The organism is Dactylosporangium sp. CA-233914 (assembly GCF_050942935.1).
Taxonomy (GTDB): domain Bacteria; phylum Actinomycetota; class Actinomycetes; order Mycobacteriales; family Micromonosporaceae; genus Dactylosporangium.
Window position 1 is genome coordinate 11,604,346 of the sequence record NZ_CP192030.1, and the last position, 24,179, is coordinate 11,628,524.

Consider the following 24,179-nt stretch of genomic DNA (forward strand, 5'->3'; position numbering starts at 1 on the left):
CAATGCGAAAGGATGAGTTCGCGGGTGACCTTTCCGCACGCAATTTCCAATGCTTTTACAAATGCAGGGTGGCCCAGACTACCTTTCCATCCGGTACGGGTGTGCAGCCCCACGCCTGCGTCAGCGCGCCGACCACGAGCAGCCCCCGCCCGTCCTCGGCGAGCATCGCGTCCTCCCCGCGCGGCTGCCCGCCGAGCCGCGGCATGCCGGGCCCGCGGTCGCGCACGGAGATGTGCAGCAGCCGCCGGTCGCGCGCGACGGCGACCTCCATCTCGGTTCCGGCGTGCCGCAGGACGTTGCTGACCAGCTCGGTCACGACGAGCTCGGCGACGTCGCGGACGTGGTCCGCGCCCCACCGCGTGCAGGCCCGCCCGACCAGGTGCCGGGCGGCGGCGGTGGCGTCGAGCAGGGGCGCGAGCGTGGCCCGGACGCGCCCCGACGCGGCCGGCGCCGGCTGCCCCGCCCGCCCGGCCAGGGCCGCGTCGGTGGTCGGGAAGACCGGCACCAGCCGCGCGACCGCCATCCGGTCCAGGGCCGAAGCGAGCTGCGGCGGCGCCGCGGCCAGGGTCATCGCGCTGCCCGGCCAGGCCGCGGCGTGTTGCGCCAGAGCCGGCAGTACCGTCAGCGCGATGTCGTCGTCGTGGCGCAGCTCGGCGACGTCGAGCACGATCATCGCCGGCTCGGCAGCCAGGCAGGCCAGGACCGCCGAGCGCAGCGACGGCGAGCTGGCGATGTCCAGCACTCCGCCGAGGCGCACAACCGTGGCATCACCCCGCCGCTCGACGCGGGCCTGCAGCGCTTCCGCCCTCATGGGGTGATGCTCTACCCACCCCGGGCGTTATAAACACCGCGATCCCGGCACCGAAATCGGCGCCGGGATCGCGAGTTCAGATCACTTTATACCGGGGTCGGCACCCGGCTGTCGCTCCACATCTGCGTGCACATCTGCTGCACGTGGGAGTCGGTCAGCGGGGCGAAGTCGTTGTAATACAGCCCGAGCGCGTGGAATTCACGGGGGCTGTGGATGTCGATGACGGTGTCCACATCGGTGGCGAGGAGATCCACCGACTCCGCCGCGCACACCGGCGCGGCGAACACGAGATGCGCCGGCTTGCCGGCCCGCAGCGCCCGCGCCGCGGCCCGAGCCGTCACGCCGGTGGCGAGCCCGTCGTCGACGACCACGACCACCCGGCCGGTGACGTCGGGGGCGGGCCGGGAGCCCCGGTAGCGCTCCTGGCGGCGCCGCAGTTCGACGCGCTCGCGCTGCACGGCGGGCGAGAGGTCGCTGACGCTGAGCCCGACGGCGGCCACGGCGCTGAGGTCGAACACCGCCGGCCCGTTCTCCGCGATCGCCCCGACCCCGTGGTCGGACTGCCAGGGCAACCCGATCTTGCGCGAGATCACCAGGTCGAACTCGGCCCCGAGCACGTCGGCGACGGCGACCGCGACCGGCACGCCGCCCTTGGGCAGCGCCAGCACCAGCGGTGCCTGGTTCGCATCCGGGGCGGCCGGTGCTGCGACAGTCTGCAGATGCTCGGCGACGGCATTGCCGAGGACGCGGCCGGCGGCCGCACGGTCCGCAAATCGCTCATGCTCAGGCGGCCACATGACGCAACCCCTCCCGCCCCCCGGCAACAACGTCGCACGCGATCCGCAAATCGATCCGCATCAAGCGGACACCCCCTTAGGTCGGCACGGTGTTCAGGACTGGAGAACCGCCCCTCCCGCTCGCCACTCTGCCGCGGCGCCCGCGCCCGGTGGGAAGCCTACCCCCGCCTGACCTGCGAAAACTCGACTTTCGCTACTTCGCACCGGGTGAACCGCCGTCGGCCGGGCACTCCCGATTCCCCTGCGCCCGCTGCGTTTTCTGTGACTTCTTCCGTTAATGCGACAGGCAGTTGATCGTCGCCAGCAGACTCTTCAGCGGCCGCCCCTTGGTCAGCCGCGTGTCGGCGAGCGACAGCCCGTGCACGGACGTCGTATGCGCGGTGTTCGCGCTGTAGAAGATCACCGGCAGGTCCGCCGTCGCGGAGTTGCGGCGGAGCAGGTCCAGCAACTCGTCCCCGTCCGCGCGGGGCAGGTGCAGGTCCAGCACCGCCACGTCGAAGCGGGGCTGGGCGGCGGCCACCGTCAGGGCCTCCTGCGGGCTCGCCGCGGAGATCACGTGATGGCCGCCGATCTGCAGTCGGATGGCGGTGGTCTCACGGATCTCCGCGTCGTCGTCGATGAGCAGGACTCGCGCCATGTCTGCCTTGTTCCCTTCCCGGAGGGTCGCAATCTCCCCATCGGCAGGGCGGCGGCGGAAATCAAGCCCGCGGGCGGCGCCGGCGCATGACGATCACCAGAATGGCGATCGCGACAACGACCACGACGGCGCAGCAGCAGCCGCCGATCACGCTGCCGCCGAAGCTGCGCCGCCGTCGCTCCAGCTCCAGGCCGGTGTCGAGGGCGTCCAGGGTGGCCGGGCTCAGGAAGCTGTACAGCGTCGCGATCAGTGCGGTCATATCTCGACGGTAGCCGCCGCTGTCACGCCCGCAGCCACGCCGTGGTGTCCGGCGGGAGTGAACCGTCCGCGGCCAGGTCACCGCTCGCGAGCAGAACCTCACCCCGCGGAAGCGGGGCGGGCACCCGGCCGAAGTTGGTGATCACCCGGACCGGGCCGTTGCGGAAGTCCAACTGGTCGGGGGCGTCGTTCCAGGCGACGGTACCGCGGCCGAGCCCGTGTGTCCGCCGCAGCCGCAGCGCCTCCGTGTACATCGACAGCGTGGACCCGGGCACGCCACGCTCACGGTCGGCGGCGAAGCGGTCCCAGTCGGACGGCTGCGGCAGCCAGCTGGTGCCGCTCGGCCCGAAGCCGTACGACGGAGCCCCCGCCTCCCACGGGATCGGCACCCGGCAGCCGTCGCGGCCGCGGACCTCGTGCCGGGAGCGGATCCACGTCGGGTCCTGCCGCGCCTCGTCCGGCAGGGTGGTGTGCTCCGGCAGGCCGAGCTCCTCACCCTGGTACACGTACGCCGACCCCGGCAGCGACAGCATCAGCAGCGTGGCCGCCCGGGCGCGGCGCAGGCCGAGGGCCTCGTCGGGCTGGGGATCGCCGATGCCGATGCCGCCCTGGGTCGAGTGGCCGGGCTCGAAGCCCAGCCGGGTCGCGTGCCGGACCACGTCGTGGTTGGACAGCACCCAGGTGCAGATCGCGCCGACCGGCTCGACGCCGGCGAGGCTGGACTCGATCGCCGCACGCTGGTCGGTGGCGGTCCACGGGGCCATCAGGTAGTTGAAGTTGAACGCCTGATGCATCTCGTCCGGGCGGACGTAACGCGCGAGCCGCTCGGCCGGCGCGACCCAGGCCTCGCCGACCATCATGCGGTCGCCGGGGTAGCTGTCGAGGATGCGCCGCCACGAGCGGTACACCTCGTGCACCCCGTCCTGATCCCACATCGGCGGGGTGCGGTGCTCGGCCCCGGGCGTGGTGATCGGCGTCTGCGCCTCGGTCCAGTCGGGCAGCCCGCTCTCCTTGATCAGGCCGTGGGCCACGTCGACGCGGAAGCCGTCGACGCCCCGGTCGAGCCAGAAGCGCAGGACGTCGGAGAACATCTGCCGCACCTCAGACAGGTCCCAGTTGAGGTCGGGCTGGGTGGCGTCGAACAGATGCAGGTACCACTCGCCGTCACTCACCCGCGTCCAGGCCGGGCCGCCGAAGACGCTCTGCCAGCCGTTGGGCGGCAGCTCGCCGTTGACGCCGAGGCCTTTGCGGAAGTGGTACCGGTCCCGCGCCGGGCTGCCCGGGACCGCGGCCAGCGCCTCCTTGAACCACACGTGGTCGCTGGAGGTGTGGTTGGGCACCAGGTCGACGACGACGCGCAGGCCGTGCTCCTTGGCGGCGGCCACGAGCTTGTCGAAGTCGGCGAGGGTGCCGAAGCGCGGGTCGACGTCACGGTAGTCCGCGACGTCGTACCCCGCGTCGTGCTGCGGAGAGGGGTAGAACGGCGACATCCACAGGGCGTCCACCCCCAGTTCGACCAGGTGGTCGAGGCGCGACGTGATGCCGCGCAGGTCCCCCATCCCGTCCCCGTCCGCGTCGGCGAACGAGCGCGGGTAGACCTGATAGATCACGGCATCGCGCCACCAGAGCAGCGAACTCACCCCTTGACTCCACCGGCCAGCAGACCGCGTACGAAATAACGTTGCAGCGACAGGAACACGACGAGCGGGATGATCATCGACACGAACGCGCCGGAGGTCAGCCGCTGCCAGTCGTTGCCCCGGGTGCCGGCGAGCTCGGCGAGCCGCGCGGTCAGCGGGCGGTTGCCCTGCCCCGAGGTGAACACCAGTGCCACCAGCAAATCATTCCAGATCCACAGAAACTGGAAGATCGTGAGGGAGGCCAACGCCGGCGTGACCAGGGGAAGTACGATGCGCCGGAAGGTCATCGCCGGACCGGCGCCGTCGACCCGGGCCGCCTCGAAGAGGTCCTTGGGCAGCTCCGCCATGAAGTTGTGCAGCAGGAACACGCCCAGCGGCAGGCCGAAGCAGGTGTGCGCGAACCACACCGCGAAGAAACCGCCGCCCCACTCGGTGTAGCCCTTGACCAGTTGCAGCATCGGGATGAGGGCCATCTGCAGCGGCACGATCTGCAGCGCGAACACGCCGATGAAGATCCAGTCGCGGCCGCGGAAGGTCAGCCACGACAGCGCGTACGCCGCCATCGCCGCCATCGTGACCGAGAACAGCACCGCCGGGACCGTGATGACCAGCGAGTTGACGAAGTAGCTGGCCAGCCGGCCGGAGGTGGCCGAGGTGCCGAAGACGACCTCGTTGTAGTTGTCCAGGGTCAGGCTGGGGTGGCTGAAGAACGTCCACCAGCCCGTGGTCTTGATGTCGTTCTCGGGTCGCAGCGACGAGACGAACAGGCCGAAGGTCGGGATCGTCCAGACCAGCGCGATAATGATCGAGATGACGCTGGCGGCCCGGGAGGTGAGCTTGCGGCGGACCCGGCTCGCCATCGACTCGCCGTCGGCGCTGGGCACGGCTGCGCGGGTCTCGGGAGCGTCTTGAGCGTCGGTGCTGACGGTGCTGCTCATCGGATCTCCGTTCGCTGCCGCAGTTGCCGGGCCTGGTAGATGACGATCGGCACGACCAGGATGAACAGCAGGACCGCGAGCGCCGAGCCCTTGCCGCCGTCGTAGGAGCGGAACGCCTGGTTGTACATCTCGAAGGCGAGCACGCTGCTCTTGAACTGGCCACCGGTCGAGGTCCGGACGATGTCGAAGACCTTCAGCGTGGCGATCGTGATGGTCACGACCACGACGACCACGGCGGGGCGGATGCTGGGCATCGTCACGCGCCAGAACATCTGCCACGGGTTGGCGCCGTCCAGCCGGGCCGCCTCCACGATCTCGGCCGGGATGGCCTTGATCGCGGCGGAGAGGATGACCATGGCGAAGCCGGCCTGGATCCAGATGAGCATGACGATCATGTAGAACGTGTTGCCCGGCGAGTTCGTCAGGAACTGCTGGGGCTTGCCGCCGAACCAGACCAGGATCTGGTTGAGCAGGCCGATCTGTTCAACGCCCGGGTCGCGGTACGCGTAGATGAACTTCCAGATGATCGAGGCGCCGACGAGCGAGATCGCCATCGGCATGAAGATCAGGGACTTGGCGATACCCTCGCCGCGGGCCTTGTCCACCAGCACGGCGTACAGCAGGCCGAAGCCCGTCGAGAACAGCGGCACGCACACCACCCACAGCAGCGTGTTGCGCAGCATGATGAGGGTGTCGTCGTTGGTGAAGATCCACGTGTAGTTGTCGATGCCGATGAAGGCGTCACCGCCCGCGTCGAAGAACGACAGGTACACGGTGCGCACGAGCGGGTAGACCAGCCCGACGGCGAGCAGCACCAGCGCCGGCCCGAGGAAGCCGGCCATCTGCAGCCGCTCCTTGCCCCTCCCCCACCGGGGCAGGATGTCGAGCACGAACAGCAGCGCGCCGACGACCACGACGAAGCCGGCCATGAACATGAGCGCCGGCCAGATCTTGGCGACGTCTTCGGAGAAGTCGTAATCCATGGGGTGCCCTCCGACCAGCCGGGTCCGGCGCCGTGATGCACGGCGCCGGACCCGGATCGCAGTTCACTTACTTGGGCCAGGTGCTTTCGATGTAGTCCAGCGTCTGCTTGGTGTCCTTCGTGCCGTTGATCCAGTCGGTCATGCCGGTCCAGAAGGACTTCGTGCCGACCTGGGCGGGCATGAGGTCCGAGCCGTCGAACCGGGCCACGGTCGCCGAGTCCTGCAGGATCGTCACCGAGAGCTTGTCGATGGTGCCCGTCACCGCGCTCACGTCGAGGTTCTTGTTGGCCGAGATCCAGTCGCCGAGCTTCGCCTTGCTGTTGGCCCACTCACCCGAGGCGAGGTAGGTCTGCACCTTGACGACCTCGTCGCGGTCGGCGAACGCGGCGACGAACTCGCCACCCACGAGGACCGGCTTGCCCTTGGACGGGTCCACCGGCGGGAAGTAGAAGGCGTAGACGTCACCGTCCGGGCCGACGTTCGTGCCCTTCGGCCACTGGTTGGAGTAGAAGTTGGCCTGACGGTGCATGCCGCACTTCTTGTCCTTGACCGGCAGGCCACCCTCCTGGAACGAGGTGGTCACGATCGTCTTGGGGTTGCCGACGTACTTCGGGTTCTTCAGGATCGTCGCGGCGCGCTCGGCGGCCGAGAAGATCTTCGGGTCGTTGAACGGGATCGTGTGGTTGACCCACTGGTCGTACACGTCCGGACCCTGGTCACGCAGGACGATGTCCTCGATCCAGTCGGTGGCCGGCCAGCCGGTCGCGTCACCGGACTCGATGCCGGCGCACCAGGCCTGGATGCCGCTCGCCGCGATCTTGTCGGACAGCGCGATCATCTCGTCCCAGGTGGTCGGGACCGCCCAGCCCTTCTCCTTGAACAGGCCCGGCGAGTACCACACCAGCGACTTGACGTTGGCACCCAGCGGCACGCCGTAGACCTTGCCGTCGACGGTCGCGTACTTGGCCCAGTCCTTCGACCAGTTCTTGTCCAGGTTCGCCTGCACCGCCGACGGCAGCACCTTGAGCTGGCCGGCCTTGGCGAACGGGGCGAGCAGACCCGGCTGCGGGAAGACCGCGATGTCCGGCGGCTGGCCACCGTCGGCGCGCACCTTGATCTGGGTCTCGAACTCGCCGGAGCCCTCGTAGTCAATCTTGATATTGGTGCAGTCCTCGAACGTCTTCCACGACTGCTCAAGCTTGTCGGCCTCGGTGTCGCGAATCGTGGCGTAGACCGAGACGTGCTTCGTCTTGTTGACGCGGTACTGCGCGAACGGCGCGCACTCGGGCTTGTCGGCGTTGTCGGAGCCGGAGTCGCTGGAACCGCCGCAGGCGGACGCGGCGAGGGCCAGCGTGGCCACACCGGCGAGCGTAAGCGCCCGACGCCGCCTCGAGAGGACGGCCATGGTTAGCCTCCTTTGGCTATACCCGGTCCGGGGCGAACCCTCGCCCACGTACCCGGCGTGCTGGGGTGTGCCTTGCGTTCCTCGGATGTAAGCGCTTGCAAGGTTGGTTTGTCGAGTCCTTCTACGACTTTCATCGATAACGAGTTAGCAACGTGCCGGACATGTTGCACGTCCGACCTCGCGTTGCCTAGCCTTCGCCTGTGGCTGACGTTCCACCGCCCGTCAGCATGGAGGACGTAGCCCGGCTTGCGGGGGTTTCGACCGCAACCGTGTCGCGAACACTCCGCGGGCTGCCCAACGTCTCCGACGAGACACGCGACCGCGTGCTACAGGCCGCGGCGTCGCTGTCGTATGTCGTCTCGCCGATCGCGAGCCGCCTGGCCAGCGGTCGCACGCACACGGTCGGCGTCATCGTGCCGTACGCCTCCCGCTGGTTCTTCGGCCAGATCGTCGCCGGCGCCGAGTCCGTGCTGCGCGAGCACTCGCTGGACCTGCTGCTGTACAACATCGGCGACATCCCGAGCCGCCAGCGCTTCTTCGGCGCCCTCCCCCTGCGCCGCCGCGTCGACGCCGTGCTCACCGTCGCCATGCAGTTCACCGACGCCGAGATCGCCGACCTTCGATCCCTGGGCGTCCCGATCGTCGCCGTCGGCCACGACGTCCCCGGCGCGGGCTGCGTCCGCATCGACGACGTGGCCGCGGCCGCTTCGGCAGTACAGCATCTGCTCGCCCTCGGCCACCGCCGAATCGGCATGATCTCCACGTTCAACGACCAGAGCATGTTCCTGCCGGTCGCCCACGCCAGGCGGCGCGCGTACGCGCAGACCCTCGCCGACGCCGGCATCCCGCTCGACGAGCGGCTCATCATGTCGGTCCCGCACGGCATGGACGGTGGTGAACAGGCCATGCGCCGCCTGCTCACCCTTCCCGACCCGCCGACCGCGGTCTTCGCCGAATCGGACGAACTCGCCTTCGGCGCCCTCAGCGCCCTGCGCCGCACCGGACGTCACGTATCGGTCATCGGCTTCGACGACCACGAACTGAGCGCCTTGCTCGATCTGACGACCGTCCGCCAGCGCGTCTTCGAACAGGGCGTCCTGGCCGCGGGCATGCTCCGCCGCGCGATGACGACCAGCGACTGGACCCCCGAAGAGCTCCTGATGCCCACGACACTGGTCCTGCGCGCCTCCACCTGGCCGGTCGCGGTTAGGACGACGAGCCCCGGGTAGGTCCCGCTACGCCAGTTTGGAACGACGACACCGGTACCTCACGGGGGTGTGCCATGACAGCCGAGATGCCGAACTCACCAGTGACCTGGGACCAGCCGGACGAAGAGCTGGACGACCTGACGGGCCCGGACGCCGAGCTGCTCTCCGACGACCCGGACCAGCCCTCCGAGACAGACTTCTTCTGGGAGGACGAGGAGGAGTAACCCAACCCACGCCCTGGACGGGGGTATCTGGTTTGCTGGGCCCCAGGGGGCTCGTGCTAGGGTTACCTCCGTTCAGCCAGCGCCGCTAGCTCAACTGGCAGAGCAGCAGACTCTTAATCTGCGGGTTGTAGGTTCAAGTCCTACGCGGCGTACCAGATTAACAGGGCCACGACCTGGGAAAACGCTTCAGGAGCGTGGCCTTTCGATTGTCCACGATGGACGATCGTGTGATCGGCGTGTGATCCGTAGCGCTCGCTACACGTCGCCACAGTCCGACACCAGGCGATTAGCCAATATGACGCAGGACATAGCCCAACGCGACATGTGGCGATGAGCATCGTAACGGCGCAGGTTCGAATCCCGCCGGGGGCACGTCACAGAACTGCAAAAGCACACCGCTACCGGCCGATCACTGATCGTGGAAGCTGGTTTCGCGCTTGAATAGATGATCGAGGATGCCCCGGCCATTCGGCCGGGGCATCCTCGCGTTGACTGACCGGGAGCTACGTCTCGGGCACGCTGTCATCGGCGGCGAGCGCTTCACCGAGACGAATGCCAGTCACCGCGAGCAGCCCGATGAGCGTGCGCATCGTGGCTGTGCGCAGCGGCGTCTTGAGCGACTGGGTCTGCTCCAGCAGGGCGCCGAGATCATGGCCGGAGTAGAGGTAGGGCACGGCCCGGCGCCCCCGACGGGGCAGCAGCCCGGGTGGCGGCACCGGAACCGTCGGGTCCAGGGTGTGCAGATAGGCGGCGAAGCTGCGCACCATGGACAGCCGCATTCCCAGCCAGCCGGGGCTGGCCGGTCCGGGCAGCTTCGCCCATGCCAACGCGTCATCGACGATGAACGCCGTGTGGCCGAGATCGTCAAGGTAGTCGAGGAACTGCAGGAGCAGCTTTTCGTCGCGGGCAAGGCCGAAGCCCAAGCCGCGCCGCAGTTGCAGGTACTCGGCCAGCGCGGTGCGCAGATCGGCGGTCATCGGGCCACCTCGTGCGGCCAGGGCATCGCCAAACAGCGCAGCGCCTCGATGTCGACCTTGGCGTAGAGGGCTGTGGTCAACACACTTCGGTGGCGCAGCACCTGACCGATCTCCGCCAACGGCGCGCCAGCGGCCAGCATCGTGGTCGCCGCGCTGTGTCGCAGCCGGTGGGCGTAAATGGTGCCCAGCCCGGCGCGGTGAGCGGCCGCGTTGACGACCTGCGTCACCCCGGTGTTGGTCAGACCGCGGTGCGGGGCCTTCACCCGAACGAACACGCACCGTTCCAGCGCGCCCGAGGGCCGGCCAGCTTCCAGATAATCGACCAGGACCCGCCCGACGTCAGCCGGTAGCGGCAGCCGATCACGACGGCCGCCCTTGCCACGCACCGTGACCTCGCCCTGCCGCCAGTCCACGTCCTGCAACGCAAGCGCCGCGATCTCGCCTGCGCGCAGACCCATACGCACCAACATGGTCAGGATCGCCCGGTCCCGCAGACCGTTCGCCGTCCCCGTGTCGCACGACGCCAGCAGCGCCGCCACCTGATCCGCCGGCAGCCCTCTGGGCAGGCCCGACTGCCGATGGGCGACCTTCGGCACGCACGCCGACACGTCAGTGTCGGTCACGCCGTCGAGGAACCAGAACCGCAGCAACGAACGCAACGCCGACGCACGGCCCTGCACCGTCTTGGGTGCCAACGACCGCGTCAGGTGCGACAGGAACGCGATCACCGTCCGCGCCGACAGGCTCGCGACGTCGACGGCATCACCGATCACCACCGTGGAAACGAACGGGCGCACGGATGCGACGTAGAAAGCGGCGACGTTGGGCTTCAACCCGCGTTCCGAGAGCAGATACGTCCGGAACCGCTCCACCAGTGCATCGGCCGTTGTCAGCACGATGGGCGGCTCGTCCGGCGCGGCGCCCACACCGCCCAGGTAGCACAACAACGGATCCAGCGACCTCCGCGAACGGAAGGCCCGGTAACCGGACGCGGCCCGCACCTGCACGTAACGGAGAGCCACCGCCACCGTCATGAGAGGCCACGAATTTTCCGGACACGGAACCCCAGTAGAATTGTCCGTGAAAGGGTGGTCATTTCATGCCGAAGCGTCGCAGGTCGTTTAGTCCAGAATACAAGGAGCAGATGGCCCGGCAGGTTGTCGAGGGCTCGCTGAATATCGCAGCGGTTGCCCGCGAGTCCGGGATGAGTGAGCAGACGCTGCGGAATTGGGTGAACGAGTACCGCAAAGCGCATGCCGGCGACGAGGCACCGTTGACGGTGTCGGAGCGGGCTCGGTTGCGCGAGTTGGAGAAGGAAGTCCGGGAATTGCGTGCGGAACGCGAGTTCCTGGGAAAAGCCGCCGCCTTCTTCGCCAGCGAGTATCGGTAGAAGCTCGGTACGAGCTGATCGACGCGGAGAAGCACACCCTCGACGAGTATGGTCGGTCCCGTTATACGATTGTGAAGATGTGCCGGTGGCCGCAAGTGTCGCCGTCTGGTTTCTATGAATGGCGCGGCCGTCCGGTCTCTGCGACAATGCGTCGGCGCGAATTCATCAAATCACTGATTTTATCGATCTTCTCGGAGTCGAATGAGACGTACGGCCACCGTCGGGTCCACGCTGCCCTTGCCCGGCAAGGGCAGCGATGCTCGGTCGAGCTCGTCCGGGCGCTGATGCGGCACCTGGGCCTGGTGCCGTGCCAGCCGCGGCCCTGGCGACACAGCCTCACTGACGCCAGCCCGGCCGCCGCGACGATCCCTGACCTCGTGTGCCGCGACTTTACCGCCGCAGCGCCCGGCGAGAAACTCGTCGGTGATATCACGTACATTCCCACCTGGGAAGGCTGGGTGTATCTGGCCACCGTGATCGACTGCTATACGAAAGCGGTGATCGGATGGGCGATCGACAACCACTACCGCACACCACTACTCACCGCCGCGATCACTATGGCCGCCCGCAATCATCAACTGCAACCCGGCGCGATCTTCCATTCTGACCGCGGCAGCAACTACACCTCGGCCGAATACGCACAGGTTCTGCGCCGGCTCGATATCCGCCAGTCCGTCGGCTCAGATGCGCCACCAGCGTCATGTGCTGCCGCCGAGTCGGCAGCGTGTAACCCAGCCCAGCGAGGTAATCAGCGAACCCCACCGCGTGCAACTCCAGAGGCCCGACCACCCGGGCGCCGAAAAGATCCATCATCGCCAACCTCTCCAGTCGATGGAGAAGCCAGCGTCAACCCGCCAGGATTATGCCGACAACAACAGTCCAGACCTGCACAACCAGTCCTGCTCGCGCCACAGCATCGGCATAACCACGGCCTCGGGATAATGCACGTTATTCCGATATCGGAATAACGTGCACCTGCTGCGTAACTCGTTCAAGTACGCCGCCCGCAGGGACTGGACCGCGATCGCTGCGGCGCTCAAGCCGGTCTACACCGCGCCGAGTGAGCAGGCCGCCCTGGATCGGTTCGCCGAGTTCGCCGCCGCCTGGGAGAAGAAGTACCCGGCGATCGTCCGGTTGTGGACCAACGCCTGGGCGGAGATGGTGCCGTTCCTGGCCTTCCACACCGACATCCGGTCGATCATCTGCACCACCAACGCCATCGAGAGCCTCAACTCCCGGTTCCGGCGGGCCGTGAACGCCCGCGGCCACTTCCCCAACGAGCAGGCCGCGATGAAGGTTCTCTACCTCACCATCATCAGCCTGGACCCCACCGGCCGCGGCCGGCAACGCTGGTCCAACCGCTGGAAAGCCGCACTCAACGCCTTCGAGATCACCTTCGACGGCCGCCTCTCCAACCCCCGCGCATAGACAACCATCACCACGACGACTCAGACCTGAACAATACTTCCACCGTTTACTTGACAGCCTCAACCTTTCAAGATCTGTAGCCGGAGGTCACGTCGCCGTTCGTGGCGGTGAGCGGGAGTTCTGCCCGTAGGCTGGTTCCCGCCCCGTGGGGGCTGTGGAGGGTGATTCGGCCGCCGAGTGCCTCGACGCGGTCTTTGAGGCCGAGTAGGCCGGTGCCGTGGGTGAAGTCGGCGCCGCCGGCGCCGTCGTCGTCGACTGTGACGTGGAGGACGGTGTCGGTGGGGTCGGTTTCGACGGTGATCGTGACGGTGGAGGCGTGTGCGTGTTTGGCCGCGTTGGTGAGTGCTTCGGCGACGAGGTAGTAGGCGCTGACCTCGACCTGTTCGGGGGCCCGCTGTTGTGTGCGTAGGTCGAGGTGGACCGGGATCGGGCAGCGGCGGGCGAATGCGCGTAGTGCTGGGGTGAGGCCGCCGTCGGTGAGGATGGCTGGGTGGATGCCGCGGGCGATTTCGCGGAGTTCCTCGAGTGCGTCGGTTGCTGTGGTGACGGCGTGGTCGAGCTGTGCGCCGATGGCGTCGAGTTCGGGTGGTAGTGCTGCCTGTGCGGTGCGCAGTTGCAGTGCGAGGGAGACGAGTTGTTGTTGGGCGCCGTCGTGGAGGTCGCGTTCGACGCGGCGGCGGGTTTGGTCGGCGGTGGCGACGATGCGGGCGCGGGAGGTGGTGAGTTCGGCGTAGAGGTGGGTGTTGTCGAGGGAGACGGCGAGTTGGCCGGCGATGAGTTTGACGGCGTCGAGTCGTTCGGTGGTGAAGGCGCCACGGATGAGGCGGTTCTCCAGCAGCAGTACCGCCCGGAGCGTGCCGCGGCTGTGGATGGGGAGGGCCAGGAGCGCGCAGCAGGTGAGGTTGGTGAAGTAGGGGTCGCGGGCGAAGCGGTCGTCGCGGGTGGCGTCGGCGACGATGATCGGTTCGCCGGTGCGCTGGGCGTAGCGCAGTACGGACATCGGGACTGTGGGTTGGGTGCCGGTGGTTGGGGTGGGTAGCAGCCAGTCGTGGCGTTCGTCGTTCCAGAGTGGTAGGTGGACGTGGGTGGCGCCGGTCATGGCGCTGAGGACTTGGGCTACGCGGGCGTGGAGCCGTTCGATGCTGGTTTCGGAGCTCAGGGCCTGGGAGGCGGACAGGATGCCGAGCAGGTCGAGCGCTCCGGTGGTGACGGTGGCCCGTTGGTGCGGGAGGTCCTCGGGCTGGTTACCGTTCTGGTCGGCGCGCTGCGGGACGGTGGTGGTGCCGGGTTGTGGGCGAAGGCTCGGGTAGGCCCAGTCGAGTTGGGCGACTTTCGCGGTGGCGCCCCAGGTGAGGTACTGCTGGCGGGCTTCGATGAGCAGGTTGTAGCCGGTGTGTTCGAGGCCGTGGGCGAGGTGGAAGCGGGCCGCGTGCTCGGTGATCAGGGCCCGGTGCCAGGGCCGCTGGTGCCGGGCGGCCTCGCGTAGGGCGGCGTCGAAGGCGAGAGTGGCGGCGTGGAAGTCGCCGGCGGCCCGGGCCCGCTCCGCCTCGATGAACCGGAGCAGGTGCTGGAAGTTCGCCGGTGCGTCCGCGGCGCGGGCGGCCAGCCACCGCGTCACCTCGTCCAGTTCGGACAGTAGACCGTCGCGTTCGGCACCGTGGCTGTCACGGGCCTGCCCGGCAAGAGCCAGCCCACGCAGCGGGTAGATCATGCCGGATACGTACAGGCCCAGGATGCCCGGTAGCAGCGTCGCCGCCGCGGTGTGCCGCATCAGGCCGGCCGGATCGCCGAGGATGGCGGCGGCGATCGCGCGGGTGACGTGCGCGTGGAAGAGCGCTGTCGGGTTGCCGACGTACCGGTCGATGGAGGCGTCCTCACCGGCTGCGGCGGAGCTTTCGCCGCGCAACACACCGGCCAGCCACCGGAACGAGTCGAGCCACTGGCGGACTTGTTCGTCGCCGGTACGGTGCAGGAGGGCCAGTCCCGTCTCCAGTTCGGCGACGTAGGCGTCCAGCGATGGTGCGCATTCCAGCAGGCTCATCCCGGTCGAGGAGTAGGTGTATCCGGCGTTGGCCAGGTCGCCGCCCGCGAGCAGCCCTTCGCGGGCCAGCTGAACCGTTGGGACAAGGTTCTCGACCGGCTCGAACCAGCAGCTCACGAGCGTGGACAGGAAGCGCGCCTCCGAGGTGTCGGGCTCGTAGCCGCGCGCCTCGCTGAAGGCCAGCACCCGCTGCGTCGCCCGATACGCGGCGCGGTCATTGCGCAGCCCCACCACGGCGAACGCGGCGGTGGCGGCCGGCCCGATCAAGGTCCGGGCGGGGCCGTGCTCGATCCAGATCCGGAACCCCTCCAGGCTCAGCCACGTAAACAGGGGGTGAAGCTCGGCGAAGTAGGTCGCCGGGAAAAGTGTGTCGAGCAGCCGGGTCGCGGCCAGCAGTGTCGGATCGGTGATGTCCGGCCGGGTCAGCTCGTCGGTGTCGTCGGTGTGGTCCAACCATTGGTACAGATAGCTGAGCTGGTGGTCGAGCTCCAGCGGGAGCCGGTCCGCGGCTGGTACGTCGATGCCCAGCTCGTGCAGCGACTCCAGGCCGAGCCTGATCGCCTCCGCCCGACGGCGCTGGTGGGTCAGGCTGCGCACCTGGATGCACGTCGCGTCGGCACGCTGCATGGCGGTGGTGCACAACCCGGCGATCGTGTCGTATTCCTCGTCCGCCTCGTCCAGACGCCCCAGACTGTACAGCGCGGCGTGGCGACGGGTGTGCACCTCGACCAGGGTGGCGGTCTCACCCGGGTCGATCAGCCGCAGCGCCGCGGCCAGCAGCCCGTTCACCAGCACGTAGTCCCCGATCAACGCGGCCTGGTCGGCGGCGCGGCGCAGCAACGCCACCACCCGGCGCCGCTCCACGGCCTCGCCGACCGCGTCGACGACCGGCAGGTACTGCTCCGCCGCGACCGCGTACAGCTCCGGCACCGCCGCCAGCCGCCGCGCCATGGCCAACTGCAGGCTGCGCCGCTGCCCGGGATGCAGCCCGGGCAGGATCACCTCACGGATCCGGTCGTGGCGAAACCGCACCGCCTGATGTATCCCCGGCTCCACCACCAGCAGCCCCTCGTCTAGAGCGGGGGCCAGCCGCTGTTCCACCACGCTCGCCGGCTCGGCGGTCGCGGTCTGCAGCAGACTCAGCTCCGCCCGCCCGCCCAGGCACGCCATCGCCTGCACCATCCGCCGCGACGCCGCCGGCATCGCCTGCACACCGGCCGCCAGCAGCCCGGCCACGTCGGATCGGTCCAGGTGGGCACGCACGGCCGGGCCGTCCCACCGCCACCCGGTGGCCGTCGCGGTCAGCACGCCATCACGGCGCAGCGCGTTGAGCACCTCCACGATCTCGTACGGATTGCCCGACGGGTTGATCACGTCGACCAGGCCCGCGGCCGTGGCCCGATCCAAGCGGAGCATCTCGGCGACCATGCCTGCGGAGCTGGACACCGGCAGGTTGCCCAGCCGAAGGTGCCGCACTTCAGCGAGCTCACGCCATCGCGACAGCGGCGCCGCCAACGGATGCGCCGCGTCCACGTCCTCCTCACGGTACGCGCCCACCAGCAGCAGACCGTCGATCTGCTCCTCGCCCAGCACGAGGTCGACGAAGCCCAGTGCCGCGCGCCCCGCCCACTGCAGGTCATCGACGAACAACGCCACCGGCCGTTTCCGCGAGGCGACCGCGCGCAACGCGTCCACACCCACCCGCGGCGCCCGCACCTGCGCGGTCAACGGATCCCCAGGATCCGGCGGCACCGCCAGCAACGCCGCGAACTCCGGCACCACCGCGGTCAGCAGGCCCGCGTTCGGGCCGACCGCCTCCAAGATCCGTTCGCGGACCTTGGTCAGTTCGTCCTCCGGCTCGGCAAGCAGCAACCGGCCCAACGCGCGAAACGCCTGATAGCCCCCGTCGAAATCGAGATCCCGCCGGTACTGGTCGAACTTGCCTGTCACGAACCAGCCGTCACTGCCCGTCACCACCGGCCGCAGCTCATCGACCAACGCCGTCTTGCCCACCCCCGGCGCTCCGGCGACCAGCACCCCACGACACCGGCCCTCGACCGCATCCGCAAACGCCTCCGCCAGTACAGCCACCTCGCCATCGCGCCCCACCGGCCGCGACGGGGGCAGCAGCCGCAGCGGCACATCGCGCTCGCCGACCCGCAGCGCAACCGCCCCCGGGCCGGCGTCCCGGAGCCGCTCCAGGTCGTAGACCACGCCGTCGGCGGTCTGGTACCGGTTGTCCGGCTCCTTCTCCAACAGATGCATGACGATCTGCGACAGCGGCTCCGGCACCGCGGTATTCACCTGCGCCGGCGGCACTGGCACCCGCGCCAGATGGTCATGCGTGAGCCGCAGCGGATCCCCGCAACCGAACGGCGGCGCACCCGTCGCCAACTCGTACAACGTCGCACCCAACGCATACAGATCGGCCCGCTGATCCACCGACCGGCCGGTCCGCCCGGTCTGCTCCGGCGCCAGGTATGCCAGGGTCCCCACAATCTTGGTGGGATGCGTGAACTCGGGACGGATCTCGGCGAACGACGTCGCCAACGCGAAATCCACCAGGCAGGGTGCACCATCACGGGAGACCAGCACGTTCGCCGGCGTGATGTCCCGGTGCAACACACCCCGCCGATGCATCCCTGCCACCGCCCGAGCCAACCCCACCGCCAACCCGACCAGCTCACCAACCGGCAGCGGCTTCGCCAACCCGGCCAGGCTCACCTCACCAGCATCCGCCAACACGATCGACCCCGGGCGCCCCGGCGCCTCCACCAACCGCGCGACCCCCTCGACACCACGCAGCCGCTCCAGCATCGCCAACTCGTGCCGCACCCGCCGCTGAGCATCCGATCCCAGCGGCTCCTTGCACACGACCATGTGCTCGGCGACGCACAGCCGAGTGACACGTGTGTAAACACTCTCGTACACCACGTCACCCCGAACGGGCGAATCAGCACAATCCACCCCAGCTGCCCCCATTCGACAGGCCCCACACACGTCGCCAAGTCTTATGCCCTGCTTACCCCTATTTGAGGGCAACGTCTAGGGTGCGCGGGGTGCCATAACTCGGCCGGTCATGCTGGCAGCGACCTGGGAGAATTCTCGTGCGGGCCTTGCGTTTGCGGCAAGGTTTCGTCGACATGGGCGTTGACCTTGGGTGGTGAGACGCGATGAAGACCTGCATCTTCTGCGCGATCATCTGCGGCGAGGCCCCGGCCGCCGTCGTCCGCCGCTGGGACGACGTCATCGCCATCTCCCCGCGGCGCCCGGTGACCCCGGCCACGTCCTGGTCATTCCGCATGAACACGTCGCCGACGTCGGAGTGGCACCGGAGGTGTCCGCCCGAGCTATGGCCCGCGCTGCGGAGCTCGCGGCCGAGTCAACCGCTTCCCGGCAGGGCCATCGGTGTTCCTAGCAGGGCCAACCCCACGCGTCGAGACGGTGCCCTCGTGGCGTCCAGATGCCATCGCGGTGCTCGACGCTGCCTGGACCGGCGCGGGCCCGCTGACGATACTCACTCCGGAGTCCCGGCGCGGGCACCGGGCCGCTGAGTACCACGACCAGATCGAGTGGGAGGCCACCGGCCTCGATGCGGCGACGGCAATCCTGTTCTGGATCCCGCGCGACGTGCGGACTCTGCCAGGCTTTGCCACCAATGTGGAGTTCGGGCTGCACGTCCGCTCCGGACGGGTTGTGCTCGGATGCCCGGGCGACTGCCCGAACCCCGAGCGCAACCGCTACCTGATCTGGACCGCGCGCCGCTATGGCGTACCTGTCCACGACACACTCGCGGAGACGGTCGCTGCCGCTCTCGTCCTGATCCACCAGACCCCTCACGCAGGATTTGTCGGCCGGTGCGGGCAGCGCGGCTGAGCGCCCGGATGATCGAGGTCTTTGACAAGGCTCTTGTGCAGCGCGGTCAGCGCAGTGGGGAGGTCGCCCAACCTCTCACGAAGCTGTGTCCGTCGTCCTGCGTGCCCCGACGGGCAGTCCTTGAACGGACAGTTCCCTGACTCCGAGCTGACCAGCCAGTTCCCGGGGTCGGAGATCGCCATCGGGATGCAGCTCAAGCACATGGCGACCCGGGCACTGGCCAACCGCCACACCCAGGGCTACAGCGCCCAGGCACCGGCCTGGGCCACGTACTTCGATACCGCGGTGCAAGCATCCCGCTTCCAGAAGCTGCGGGACCTCTACGACGCCCACCGCCGTGGTGACACGATCGGCTACGGCCCCAGCGCGGACAACCTCACAAGGTCCTTCGACGCCGTTGCGCACGCCGCCGAAGAACTGCGCGCCAACGGTCTAGCCGGGCACGGCGACGTCAGGGTCGAATACGACCTGCTCCGCAAGACGCACCTGTCTCTGCGGTTCGGCAAGCTCAACCACTGCGCGATGAACGACGCAGACCCTGCCGGGGCCAGATGCATCGAGAACGCGATCATCCCAGCGGGACATCGCCGGTCCGCTGATCGACAGATGCCAGCCCGGCCGGTGCGCCAACAGCATCATCGCCCCGGAGCACCTGCGGATCTGGAGGACCGAGGAACAGAGCCTGCTCACGCTGCTGGACACCCCCAAGGCGGCACCCGGTCGGCGTGCTCAACTCCAGCAACAGCTCGACGATGTCCGCGCCGTGATCCGAAGGACCGAGCAATGACCGACACCGCAGCCACGCCCGTCACCTCGGACAACAGCAGCACGACCGAACGGCAACACGCCACAGCCGTGACCGTGTCAGCCCACACAGCCGAAAAGCTGTGGGAGGCGATGGAACGACTGCTGGCCGGCAAGTCCCAGCACACCGACGGCCGGCTGATCAAAAGAGAACCTCTGGAAGGAAGCCAAGGTCAGCCGCGCCACGATGAACCGAGCCGTTCATATCATGGCCGAATGGGACGATCGAGTCGCCGAGCGCGGCGGCCTGACCGCCGACCAAGCTCGCCACGCCGAGGAGGTGGCAACGCTCCGCCGGAAACTCGCCGACAAGACCGAAACCGCAACCCGACTCCGCCGGCAACTCGATGCCGCAGCCACCGTCATCGCCGCGCTGCACCACGACAACATCGCGCTCCGGGAACAACTCGACCGCCGCGGAGATGTCGTCGCCCTTCACACCCGCCGAGCTCGACCCTGATAGTCCACACAACGAACCCGTGACATGACATGGCGCCGGATAAATATGGCAGACGACCGTGGCTCCCGTGGACGGCCATGGTTGACCAACAGCGGGTCGTTCTCTCTTCTTGTCGAGTAACGCTGCGCAAGACGGTAGCGGAGCTGACGGTGCATCAAAGGACGACCGCCCGCCCGCTTTGCGGCAAATGAGCGCGGCTGCTCTGCCGACCGCCGCACCGTCATGATGCTTGGGGCACGAGGCGGCCGGCATTCCGGCCGGGCGCTAGGCTTGGTCGGGCGCCGGCGCTCAGGAAACCTCCAGCGCGCTGGGCACGGCGCCGAGCTTGTCGGGATTGGCCAGCACGAAGATGCGCCGGATCGCGTCGGCGTCCACGTCGAGCACCAGCAGGTGCCGCGACCGGGGATACACGATCAGCATGGCCGGTGCGGCGTTGACCTCCAGCGGCACGGCCCGCAGCGCTGACTGGCGCGAGTAGATCGCTGCGAAGAACCGGGCCACCTTCGACGCCGAGCAGACTGGCCGCCGGGCGGTCCGGACCCGGCCGCCGCCGTCGGACCAGCCGACCACGTCCGCGTGTAGCAGGCCGTGCAGCCGGGTCACGTCACCCTCGCGGGCGGCGGCGACGAAGTCGGCAAGCAGTCGCCGGTGCTCGGCCGGCGTGGGCGCGAACCGGGCCCGCCCGTCGCGCAGCGCCCGCTCGGCCCGGTGGTGCAGCTGCCGGCAGTCCTCGACGGTGCGCTCAATGATGCCGGCGATCTCGTCGTACGGCAGGTCGAAGGCGCTGCGCAGCACGAACACGGCGCGCTGCGGCGGGGTCAGCTGCTCCATGAGGTGCAGCACGGCGATCGAGAGGTCCGAGGTGTCCACCGCTCCGAACGGGGACGGGTTGGTGGCGACCGGCTCCGGCAGCCACTCGCCGACGTAGGTCTCCCGCCGCGCCCGTAGCTGATCGACGGCCAGCCGCGCCACCACCCTGGTCAGGTAGCGGCGCGGCAGTGCCACGGCCGTCCGGTCGGTGCCGGCCCAGCGCAGGTAGGCATCCTGCAGAACATCGTCGGCGTCGTGCACGCTGCCCAGCAGTCGGTACGCCAGCCCGAACAGCATGGGCCGGTGCCGAGCCGAAACCCTCGCCCGGTCCATCACCGACCCAACGCGGCAAGAGCAGGCGCTCCTCGCCGCCGTGCGAGCAGCAGCCGCTGCAGGCGACCACGACCGAGCCGAAACCCTCGCCCGGTCCATCACCGACCCAACGCGGCAAGAGCAGGCACTCCTCGCCGCCGCTCGAGCAGCAAACGCCGCCGGCGACCACGAGCGATTCGCACGCATCGCAAGCAACCTCGCCAAAGAAGGCCCGACGGTTTGGTCGTTCACTGCGTCAGCCGACATTGACGATGACGCCCTTTCGGTTCGGCAAGCATTGGACCACGTAAATGGAAGCCTCGTGGTTGGAATGCGTCCATCCACTTCTGAGCCACCCTCTGTCCGCGCCGCGCCAAGCAAGCGTGCTACCGACGCAGAAGCGGTGGCTCTACTGATCGAGTCGTGCGCCGAAGTGTTGGTCATACTGCGCGACCGGTGGGCAGGCAAGCCGGTCCCCGGGGCGGGTTCACGAGAACTGGCCAGGTGCCGGCACCAGGCCAGAGACTTGACTCGGCTGCTGGATGCTCTCTGGGATGTCCTGTCCGACTTTCGTGGCGCGGATCTGCAGACCGCACCCGCGCTGGCGGTCGAGGATCTCGACGGCGTGTGCTGGTCGGACGCCACGATGGCGTTGGGCGCGACGCTCTGGCCCGATGACCTGCGTGAGGTCGTCGACATCCACTCAGAACCGACACCTGGGCATCCCGGGATGTTCACAATCCGTTTTGGTACGCCGCTGCGGATCACTCGATGACGCCCAGACGCTGACGACTGCTTGGCCTGACAGTGAGGGGTCGGGCGAGCCCGGCGGCGCACCGAGGGCTAGATCAGTGACATCTGTTCGTGGTCGGGGAGGTCGAAGTGGACGACGCGGGCGGGGTCGATCTTGCCGGGGGCGGTGATGAGTTGTGCTTCGCGGGCGTTGCGGACGAAGACGGGCACGGTCGGTGGAAGCCGGTGCAGGAAGGCTGGGCTGGGCCGCAGGATGCCGTAGAGCGGGCGGCGCAGGTAGACCGCGATGCCGTACGCGTAGTCCGCGGTGGCTCCGGCGGGGTCGAATTCGACCCGGGCCGCCTGCTTCTTCCGGATGGATGGCACGGTGCCGATCCAGGGCACTCCGTCGGCGGGGCTGACCCAGCACACGTCGATGCCGTTGTCCTGGTAGCGCTCGGTGCGTTCCCGGATGTCGTCGTTGGTGATGGGCGACAGCTGGGCCTCCCAGGCGATGCGTCGAGTGCCGTCATGGGAGGAGGCGAGCACGTCGGCGCGCCAGGTGCCGTCCGGGGCGCGGACCTCCAGTTCGGCGTGCCAGTCGGCGGCGCGGACCGCGGTGGCCAGTTCGAGTTTGAGTAGGTGATGTTCCAGGGACTCGTTGAGCCAGGCGCAGCCGGCCGGGCGGCCCGGGTCGTGGGCGAAGTAGTGCAGCTTGCGGGTGGAGATCTTGGTGTGGACGCCGTAGCCGCAATCGGGGCAGCTCAGCGGGATGCGGGGCCGAACCTTGTACACCGCGGCCCAGCTCAGCCCGCACCCGAGGTCTTGCAGGGTCGCGTCGATGCGGCCGACCTCGGGGTGGATCGCCGCGAATGCCATGCAGGCAGTGTCGCACCTCTGCAGCGCATGGTCATCGACCGGGAACGATGGATATCCCGACGAAAGATCTACCGACAGCCACGCAAGAGGCCATAGACGGGCCCTTCACCGCTGGCCTGGCCCCCGCGCGGTCGTCGCAAGAATCCGGCATTTCCTGCGACAGCTCATCTCTGCGCCTGCTGCGGGTTCCCGCGCCGCCTCGACCAGGGACTGCGCGACCCCACTCCGGCGGGCCGCCCCGCTGATCGCGGCCGCCTCAGGTGCACGTCGTCGCGGCGACGTTGGTCAGGTGCGCCGCGGCGAGCCGCTGGGAGCCCGAGTTGGGCACGGCGGCCGCCGTGATGGCGGCGTTGAGCTCGTAGGCGGCCGTCGGATCGGCCGGCACGGGCAGCCGCTCGGCCGCGTGCACCGCCTGCCCGATGTCCGACGGGCCGACCTTCAGCGAGCCGTCCGCGTTGTGGTACTGCCCGCACCACTCGGTCCAGGACTTCGGCTGCGGCGGCGCCGTGACCAACGCGACCCCACAGCAGGCGACGCAGGAGAAGGCCAGGGTGACCCCGGCGACGATGAGCACGGTGTGGTGGCGGCTGCGGGCGGGCTTTGGCAGGGGGCCCAGGGCCTCGACGGGGACGCCGACGAGGTGGGCGAGCTCGCCCAGGGTCTGTGCGCGGTCGACGGCCGTGCGTAGATCGGCGAGTGAGTCCAGGCGGTCCGGCATGATCACGCCCTCGGCGGCGAACATCCGTCCCGTGGCGATGTCCATCGCGGCCCGGCGGTGCGCCTCGCCGGCCGGCATGCGCCGCACGTCTGGCGGCACGATGGGCCGGTGGTACGTCGCACGCTGCCGCTCGATGGCCGGCTCGAGGAGCATGATCAGGGCGCCGACGGCCCAAATCATCAACGCGATCGGCCACCAGAAGAACACCAGCAGCAGGTCCACGACGGGCTTGCCGGTGAGGCGGAACAGTGCGTGCATGCCGGGTAGTTGATCACAGAAAAGAGGAAAGGGCCCCGGAAGGGATCCTCTCTTTTTGTTGCGGTTCGTTCGTCGCGGTTGGTTACCGAGCCGGGTAGGCGTTCGTCATCAGCTGCTGGAACTGGGCCGAGAACCACGCACCGGAGGCCGGGGCGTCGGGCAGGGCGCCCCAGAGGCCGTTGCTCCTGTAGGTCGGGTCGCGCATCCGGTCGAAGCCCTTGCCGCCCGGGTTGTTCGGGCCGGTCGGGACGAGCGACCTCGAACCGTCCGACTCGCCCGGGGACTTGATCCAGATATAGGCGTCGATGCCGGCGGCCGGGGTCGCCCGCGGACGCTCGCCGAGGCCGGCGCAGTTCTGGTTGCACCAGTTGCCGGCGTGGAACGACGGTCGATGCGGGCCTGGTCGACGTCGGTGTTGATGTCGGTCGACGTGCTCTCCGCGGTCGGACGGGCCGAGCCGCCCAGCCGTTGCGGAACGTGTCGATCAGCATGCCGATCGACGCTCAAGCACCACGAGTGGGTCCGAACGGCCGAGCGGGACGTGCTGCGCGGAGGCGGAACCAGGCTGGCCATCCGAGGCGCCGGATGGCGTC

General features: G+C 68.7%; 22 protein-coding genes, 1 tRNA gene and 2 pseudogenes. 8 read left to right on the forward strand and 17 right to left on the reverse strand.

The features are described 5' to 3' along the window. Positions 1 to 55: 55 nt before the first annotated feature. From ACQPY0_RS51655 to ACQPY0_RS51690, 8 genes are all read right to left on the reverse strand, one after another. A complete protein-coding gene (locus ACQPY0_RS51655; protein ID WP_432978874.1) occupies positions 56 to 811 on the reverse strand; it encodes an ATP-binding protein in 756 nt (251 codons plus the stop codon). 86 nt (positions 812 to 897) lie between these two features. Further along, positions 898 to 1,608: a phosphoribosyltransferase family protein gene (locus ACQPY0_RS51660; protein ID WP_432978877.1), complete on the reverse strand. Its 711-nt coding sequence runs from the start codon at positions 1,606 to 1,608 to the stop codon at positions 898 to 900. Positions 1,609 to 1,882: 274 nt separating this feature from the next. Then, positions 1,883 to 2,245, reverse strand: coding sequence for a response regulator (locus ACQPY0_RS51665; protein ID WP_432978880.1), 363 nt, complete (start codon positions 2,243 to 2,245; stop codon positions 1,883 to 1,885). Between the two features lie 61 nt (positions 2,246 to 2,306). Next, on the reverse strand, positions 2,307 to 2,504 hold the full coding sequence (locus ACQPY0_RS51670) for a hypothetical protein (protein WP_432978883.1): 198 nt from the start codon (positions 2,502 to 2,504) through the stop codon (positions 2,307 to 2,309). Between the two features lie 22 nt (positions 2,505 to 2,526). Continuing rightward, positions 2,527 to 4,062 (reverse strand): glycoside hydrolase family 13 protein, encoded by a 1,536-nt coding sequence (locus ACQPY0_RS51675; protein WP_432995761.1) that lies wholly within the window; start codon positions 4,060 to 4,062, stop codon positions 2,527 to 2,529. A gap of 77 nt (positions 4,063 to 4,139) precedes the next feature. Beyond that, entirely contained in the window at positions 4,140 to 5,081 is a 942-nt protein-coding gene (locus ACQPY0_RS51680) for a carbohydrate ABC transporter permease (protein WP_432978886.1), read from the reverse strand. Continuing rightward, positions 5,078 to 6,064 carry a carbohydrate ABC transporter permease gene (locus tag ACQPY0_RS51685; protein WP_432978889.1) on the reverse strand — a complete coding sequence of 329 codons (987 nt, stop codon included), beginning with the start codon at positions 6,062 to 6,064 and terminating at the stop codon, positions 5,078 to 5,080. The genes ACQPY0_RS51680 and ACQPY0_RS51685 overlap by 4 nt, the downstream gene beginning before the upstream one ends. Positions 6,065 to 6,131: 67 nt before the next feature. Continuing rightward, entirely contained in the window at positions 6,132 to 7,469 is a 1,338-nt protein-coding gene (locus ACQPY0_RS51690) for an ABC transporter substrate-binding protein (RefSeq protein ID WP_432978892.1), read from the reverse strand. A gap of 269 nt (positions 7,470 to 7,738) precedes the next feature. Here ACQPY0_RS51690 and ACQPY0_RS51695 point away from each other — a divergent pair, with 269 nt between their 5' ends. The 3 genes from ACQPY0_RS51695 (at position 7,739) to ACQPY0_RS51705 (ending at position 9,056) form a co-directional block, all read left to right on the forward strand. Further along, the gene (locus tag ACQPY0_RS51695; RefSeq protein ID WP_432978895.1) at positions 7,739 to 8,698 is read left to right on the forward strand and encodes a LacI family DNA-binding transcriptional regulator; all 960 of its coding nucleotides are present in this window, start codon (positions 7,739 to 7,741) and stop codon (positions 8,696 to 8,698) included. 65 nt (positions 8,699 to 8,763) lie between these two features. Next, positions 8,764 to 8,901, forward strand: a complete 138-nt coding sequence (locus ACQPY0_RS51700) for a hypothetical protein (RefSeq protein WP_432978898.1) — start codon at positions 8,764 to 8,766, stop codon at positions 8,899 to 8,901. Positions 8,902 to 8,980: 79 nt separating this feature from the next. Then, positions 8,981 to 9,056 (forward strand) — tRNA-Lys (locus tag ACQPY0_RS51705). A 348-nt stretch (positions 9,057 to 9,404) separates the two neighbouring features. Here the strand turns inward: ACQPY0_RS51705 and ACQPY0_RS51710 are convergent. Both ACQPY0_RS51710 and ACQPY0_RS51715 read right to left on the reverse strand, forming a co-directional pair. After that, a complete protein-coding gene (locus ACQPY0_RS51710; protein ID WP_432978901.1) occupies positions 9,405 to 9,878 on the reverse strand; it encodes a hypothetical protein in 474 nt (157 codons plus the stop codon). After that, entirely contained in the window at positions 9,875 to 10,912 is a 1,038-nt protein-coding gene (locus ACQPY0_RS51715) for a tyrosine-type recombinase/integrase (protein ID WP_432978904.1), read from the reverse strand. The genes ACQPY0_RS51710 and ACQPY0_RS51715 overlap by 4 nt, the downstream gene beginning before the upstream one ends. A 110-nt stretch (positions 10,913 to 11,022) precedes the next feature. Here ACQPY0_RS51715 and ACQPY0_RS51720 point away from each other — a divergent pair, with 110 nt between their 5' ends. The 3 genes and pseudogenes from ACQPY0_RS51720 to ACQPY0_RS51730 all read left to right on the forward strand — a co-directional run. After that, positions 11,023 to 11,268, forward strand: coding sequence for a transposase (locus ACQPY0_RS51720; protein WP_432978907.1), 246 nt, complete (start codon positions 11,023 to 11,025; stop codon positions 11,266 to 11,268). Positions 11,269 to 11,285: 17 nt separating this feature from the next. Beyond that, the gene (locus ACQPY0_RS51725) at positions 11,286 to 12,236 is read left to right on the forward strand and encodes an IS3 family transposase (protein WP_432995763.1); all 951 of its coding nucleotides are present in this window, start codon (positions 11,286 to 11,288) and stop codon (positions 12,234 to 12,236) included. A 1-nt stretch (position 12,237) separates the two neighbouring features. Beyond that, positions 12,238 to 12,696 (forward strand): annotated as a pseudogene (locus ACQPY0_RS51730) (transposase); the annotation flags it as partial. Between the two features lie 67 nt (positions 12,697 to 12,763). Here ACQPY0_RS51730 and ACQPY0_RS51735 read toward each other — a convergent pair. Continuing rightward, positions 12,764 to 17,668, reverse strand: a complete 4,905-nt coding sequence (locus ACQPY0_RS51735; protein ID WP_432978910.1) for an AAA family ATPase — start codon at positions 17,666 to 17,668, stop codon at positions 12,764 to 12,766. Positions 17,669 to 18,181: 513 nt separating this feature from the next. On the opposite strand from ACQPY0_RS51735, the gene ACQPY0_RS51740 reads away from it, so the two are divergent. Beyond that, positions 18,182 to 18,613, forward strand: coding sequence for a nucleoside 2-deoxyribosyltransferase domain-containing protein (locus ACQPY0_RS51740; protein ID WP_432978913.1), 432 nt, complete (start codon positions 18,182 to 18,184; stop codon positions 18,611 to 18,613). 432 nt (positions 18,614 to 19,045) lie between these two features. Here ACQPY0_RS51740 and ACQPY0_RS51745 read toward each other — a convergent pair whose 3' ends face one another. The 3 genes from ACQPY0_RS51745 to ACQPY0_RS51755 form a co-directional block, all read right to left on the reverse strand. After that, positions 19,046 to 19,252: a hypothetical protein gene (locus ACQPY0_RS51745; protein ID WP_432978915.1), complete on the reverse strand. Its 207-nt coding sequence runs from the start codon at positions 19,250 to 19,252 to the stop codon at positions 19,046 to 19,048. Between the two features lie 307 nt (positions 19,253 to 19,559). Next, positions 19,560 to 19,856 carry a hypothetical protein gene (locus ACQPY0_RS51750; RefSeq protein ID WP_432978918.1) on the reverse strand — a complete coding sequence of 99 codons (297 nt, stop codon included), beginning with the start codon at positions 19,854 to 19,856 and terminating at the stop codon, positions 19,560 to 19,562. A 309-nt stretch (positions 19,857 to 20,165) separates the two neighbouring features. Further along, positions 20,166 to 20,984, reverse strand: a complete 819-nt coding sequence (locus ACQPY0_RS51755; protein WP_432978921.1) for a sigma-70 family RNA polymerase sigma factor — start codon at positions 20,982 to 20,984, stop codon at positions 20,166 to 20,168. Between the two features lie 541 nt (positions 20,985 to 21,525). Between ACQPY0_RS51755 and ACQPY0_RS51760 the strand changes: the two genes are divergently transcribed. Next, positions 21,526 to 21,774 carry a hypothetical protein gene (locus tag ACQPY0_RS51760; RefSeq protein ID WP_432978924.1) on the forward strand — a complete coding sequence of 83 codons (249 nt, stop codon included), beginning with the start codon at positions 21,526 to 21,528 and terminating at the stop codon, positions 21,772 to 21,774. Positions 21,775 to 21,842: 68 nt separating this feature from the next. Here the strand turns inward: ACQPY0_RS51760 and ACQPY0_RS51765 are convergent, their stop codons facing one another. The 3 genes and pseudogenes from ACQPY0_RS51765 to ACQPY0_RS51775 form a co-directional block, all read right to left on the reverse strand. Next, on the reverse strand, positions 21,843 to 22,610 hold the full coding sequence (locus ACQPY0_RS51765) for a competence protein CoiA family protein (protein WP_432978927.1): 768 nt from the start codon (positions 22,608 to 22,610) through the stop codon (positions 21,843 to 21,845). A gap of 256 nt (positions 22,611 to 22,866) precedes the next feature. Further along, a complete protein-coding gene (locus tag ACQPY0_RS51770; protein WP_432978930.1) occupies positions 22,867 to 23,586 on the reverse strand; it encodes a hypothetical protein in 720 nt (239 codons plus the stop codon). A gap of 82 nt (positions 23,587 to 23,668) precedes the next feature. Then, positions 23,669 to 24,089 (reverse strand): annotated as a pseudogene (locus ACQPY0_RS51775) (glycoside hydrolase family 6 protein); the annotation flags it as partial. Positions 24,090 to 24,179: the final 90 nt, after the last annotated feature.

Bases quoted from the DNA above. Each gene is read 5' to 3' on its own strand.
- ACQPY0_RS51655 (WP_432978874.1), bottom strand. From the start codon at position 811: ATGAGGGCGGAAGCGCTGCAGGCCCGCGTCGAGCGGCGGGGTGATGCC.
- ACQPY0_RS51660 (WP_432978877.1), bottom strand. From the start codon at position 1,608: ATGTGGCCGCCTGAGCATGAGCGATTTGCGGACCGTGCGGCCGCCGGC.
- ACQPY0_RS51665 (WP_432978880.1), bottom strand. From the start codon at position 2,245: ATGGCGCGAGTCCTGCTCATCGACGACGACGCGGAGATCCGTGAGACC.
- ACQPY0_RS51670 (WP_432978883.1), bottom strand. From the start codon at position 2,504: ATGACCGCACTGATCGCGACGCTGTACAGCTTCCTGAGCCCGGCCACC.
- ACQPY0_RS51675 (WP_432995761.1), bottom strand. From the start codon at position 4,062: ATGGGGGACCTGCGCGGCATCACGTCGCGCCTCGACCACCTGGTCGAA.
- ACQPY0_RS51680 (WP_432978886.1), bottom strand. From the start codon at position 5,081: ATGAGCAGCACCGTCAGCACCGACGCTCAAGACGCTCCCGAGACCCGC.
- ACQPY0_RS51685 (WP_432978889.1), bottom strand. From the start codon at position 6,064: ATGGATTACGACTTCTCCGAAGACGTCGCCAAGATCTGGCCGGCGCTC.
- ACQPY0_RS51690 (WP_432978892.1), bottom strand. From the start codon at position 7,469: ATGGCCGTCCTCTCGAGGCGGCGTCGGGCGCTTACGCTCGCCGGTGTG.
- ACQPY0_RS51700 (WP_432978898.1), top strand. From the start codon at position 8,764: ATGCCGAACTCACCAGTGACCTGGGACCAGCCGGACGAAGAGCTGGAC.
- ACQPY0_RS51710 (WP_432978901.1), bottom strand. From the start codon at position 9,878: ATGACCGCCGATCTGCGCACCGCGCTGGCCGAGTACCTGCAACTGCGG.
- ACQPY0_RS51715 (WP_432978904.1), bottom strand. From the start codon at position 10,912: ATGACGGTGGCGGTGGCTCTCCGTTACGTGCAGGTGCGGGCCGCGTCC.
- ACQPY0_RS51720 (WP_432978907.1), top strand. From the start codon at position 11,023: ATGGCCCGGCAGGTTGTCGAGGGCTCGCTGAATATCGCAGCGGTTGCC.
- ACQPY0_RS51745 (WP_432978915.1), bottom strand. From the start codon at position 19,252: ATGATGCTGTTGGCGCACCGGCCGGGCTGGCATCTGTCGATCAGCGGA.
- ACQPY0_RS51755 (WP_432978921.1), bottom strand. From the start codon at position 20,984: ATGCTGTTCGGGCTGGCGTACCGACTGCTGGGCAGCGTGCACGACGCC.
- ACQPY0_RS51765 (WP_432978927.1), bottom strand. From the start codon at position 22,610: ATGGCATTCGCGGCGATCCACCCCGAGGTCGGCCGCATCGACGCGACC.
- ACQPY0_RS51770 (WP_432978930.1), bottom strand. From the start codon at position 23,586: ATGCACGCACTGTTCCGCCTCACCGGCAAGCCCGTCGTGGACCTGCTG.